Origin of the sequence: Pseudomonas sp. K5002 (assembly GCF_013386655.1) — a bacterium.
In the GTDB taxonomy this organism is placed as follows: Bacteria; Pseudomonadota; Gammaproteobacteria; order Pseudomonadales; family Pseudomonadaceae; genus Aquipseudomonas.
The window spans coordinates 1-2792 of the sequence record NZ_JACARK010000580.1; the positions used below are offsets into that span (position 1 = coordinate 1).

The window sequence follows — 2792 nt, forward strand, 5'->3', positions numbered from 1 at the left end:
CAGAATTCTTCCCAGCGGGTGCGGCAGTGTCAGGGGCGACAGCGACCAGCGCTGGTCCGCACGCGCGCACACTTCCGGCGCCAGCCCCTCGGGGCCGCCGACCATGAAGTTGACCGTGCGCGAATCCAGGCGCCAGCGATCCAGTTCCACCGCCAACTGCTCGGTGCTCCAGGGCTTGCCGTGCACTTCGAGGGTCACGATCCGCTCGTTGGGCCCGACCTTGGCCAGCATGGCTTCGCCTTCCTGACGGATAAAGCGGGCCACGTCGGCGTTCTTGCCCCGGGTATTGAGCGGTATTTCCACCAGTTCCAGCGCCAATTCGGATGGCAGGCGCTTGGCATATTCATGCCAGCCTTCTTCCACCCACTTGGGCATGCGTGAACCGACAGCGATCAGACGCAGGCGCACAGCCGTTCCTTATTCCTGGTCTTTGTTGAGCTTGTCGAAGTGCGCGTGGCCGACTTCAGGGCTGTGGTGCTTGCCATCGGCGGCACGGCTCTGCTCGGCGCCTTTCCACAGACGCTCCAGGTCGTAGAACTGACGGGCGTTGCTGGTCATCATGTGAACGATCACGTCGTCCATGTCCAGCAGTACCCAGTCGCTGTCGCCCTTGCCTTCTTCACCCAATGGCTTGACGCCCTGGGCTTTGACCGCTTCGCGAACCTTGTCCAGCATCGCGCCGATCTGGCGGTTGGAGGTACCGGTGGCGATGATCATGAAGTCGGTGATGCTCTGCTTGTCGCGCACGTCCAGGACCTGGATGTCCTGGGCCTTCACGTCTTCCAGGGCAGCCACGGCAACCTTCACCAGCTCTTCGCCGGCCAGCTCAGGGCCGGTGTGGGCTTCTACTGGCAGAGGAGCGCTCTTGAACGTGCCTTTGCGCTTAACTTTGCTTACGTCTTTGTTCGTCATATAAAACTCGTTTTGCTCGTATGTTCGGGCGCTCGCTGCACGACTGTTCGTGCGTTCAAGCGCGCCTTTTCAGTTCGACGCACGGTAAAGCCCGTGCGCATCGATGTAGGCCAGGACCGCGTCAGGCACCAGGAAACGTACCGACTTCCCGCTGGCCAGCAGTTGACGGATCTGGGTGGCAGACACCGCAAGCGGGGTTTGCCAGACGAATGCAATATTCCCGCTCGGCCCGGTCAGGGCCAAAGGGTCACTTACCGACCGCGCCGCCAGCAGGTTGCGCAAGGCATCCGGCGATTCTGCGTCGGCATCCGGGCGTTGCAGCACCAGGATGTGGCAATGCTGGAGCAACTCTTCCCAGCGGTGCCAAGTGGGCAGGCCGCAAAACGCGTCCCAGCCCAAAAGTAGAAATAACTGGTCATCCGCGGCCAACTCGGCCCGCATCAGTTCCAGGGTGTCGACAGTGTAGGACGGTTTGTCGCGCTTGAGTTCGCGGTCGTCCACCACCAGCGGTGCAATGCCGGCCACAGCGAGGCGGACCATCTCCAGGCGCTGCTGCGCAGACACCTGCGGCGTATCGCGATGGGGCGGCCGGGCATTCGGTGCCAGGCGCAGTTCATCCAGCCCGAGGGCGTCCGCGACTTCCAGTGCACTGCGCAAATGGCCGATGTGCACGGGGTCGAAGGTGCCGCCGAGCAGCCCGATGCGTTTACCCATCAAGTGCGCACATGACCGTCACCGAACACCACGTACTTCTCGCTGGTCAGCCCTTCCAGGCCAACCGGGCCGCGTGCGTGGAGCTTGTCGGTGGAGATACCGATCTCCGCCCCCAGGCCGTACTCGAAGCCATCGGCAAAGCGCGTCGAGGCGTTGACCATCACCGAAGCGGAATCCACTTCGTTGAGGAAACGCCGGGCATCGCTGAAATGCTCGGTGACAATGGCGTCGGTGTGCTTGGAGCCGTATTGATTGATGTGTTCGATGGCCTGGTCCAGGTCGTCGACGATGCGGATCGACAGGATCGGCGCCGTGTATTCGGTGTACCAGTCCTGCTCGGTGGCCTCGATCACGTCGCTGCCGAGGATCGCCCGGGTACGCTCGCAACCACGCAGTTCAACGCCCTTGTCGCGGTAGATGGCAGCCAGCGGCGGCAGCACGCGATCGGCAATGCCGACGTGCACCAGCAGGGTTTCCATGGTGTTGCACGGGGCGTAGCGGTGAGTCTTGGCGTTGTCGGCGATGCGGATCGCCTTGTCGAGGTCAGCTGCGATGTCGATGAACACGTGGCAGACGCCGTCCAGGTGCTTGATAACTGGCACCTTGGCATCACGGCTCACGCGTTCGATCAGGCTCTTGCCACCCCGTGGCACGATCACGTCGACGAATTCAGGCATGGTGATCAGTGCGCCAACGGCAGCGCGGTCAGTGGTCTCGACCACCTGCACCACTTCGGCGGGCAGCTCGGCCACGGCCAGGCCCTGCTGAATGCACGCGGCGATGGCACGGTTGGAATTGATGGCCTCGGAACCGCCCCGCAGGATGGTGGCGTTGCCCGACTTGAGGCACAGGCTCGCGGCGTCGATGGTCACGTTCGGGCGCGACTCATAGATGATGCCGATCACGCCCAGGGGCACGCGCATCTTGCCGACTTGAATGCCGGAGGGCAGGTAGCGCATGTCGCGGATTTCACCGATGGGGTCAGGCAGCTTGGCCACCTGACGCAAGCCTTCGATCATGTCGTCGATCCGCGCCGGCGTCAGCGCCAGGCGATCCAGCAATGCAGGCTCCAGGCCATTGGCGCGACCGTTGGCCAAATCCTGTTCATTGGCGGCGCTCAGCTCGGAGCGCGAAGCATCCAGAGCGTCGGCGGCCGCCAGCAAGGC

General features: G+C 63.3%; 4 protein-coding genes. All 4 read right to left on the reverse strand.

All coding sequences use genetic code 11. The features are described from left to right. Window positions 1–408: 23S rRNA (pseudouridine(1915)-N(3))-methyltransferase RlmH (rlmH, locus tag HX846_RS23875; protein ID WP_178966210.1), on the reverse strand; the 408-nt coding region annotated here is incomplete at its 3' end. Window positions 409–417: 9 nt separating this feature from the next. After that, window positions 418–912 (reverse strand): ribosome silencing factor, encoded by a 495-nt coding sequence (gene rsfS / locus HX846_RS23880; protein WP_003215432.1) that lies wholly within the window; start codon window positions 910–912, stop codon window positions 418–420. Window positions 913–981: 69 nt separating this feature from the next. Next, a complete protein-coding gene (gene nadD / locus HX846_RS23885) occupies window positions 982–1626 on the reverse strand; it encodes a nicotinate-nucleotide adenylyltransferase (protein WP_003215431.1) in 645 nt (214 codons plus the stop codon). Beyond that, a partial coding sequence (locus HX846_RS23890) for a glutamate-5-semialdehyde dehydrogenase (RefSeq protein ID WP_178966211.1) occupies window positions 1626–2792 on the reverse strand: 1167 nt, incomplete at its 5' end. The genes HX846_RS23890 and nadD, both read right to left, overlap by 1 nt.

Bases quoted from the DNA above. Each gene is read 5' to 3' on its own strand.
- rsfS (WP_003215432.1), bottom strand. From the start codon at position 912: ATGACGAACAAAGACGTAAGCAAAGTTAAGCGCAAAGGCACGTTCAAG.
- nadD (WP_003215431.1), bottom strand. From the start codon at position 1,626: ATGGGTAAACGCATCGGGCTGCTCGGCGGCACCTTCGACCCCGTGCAC.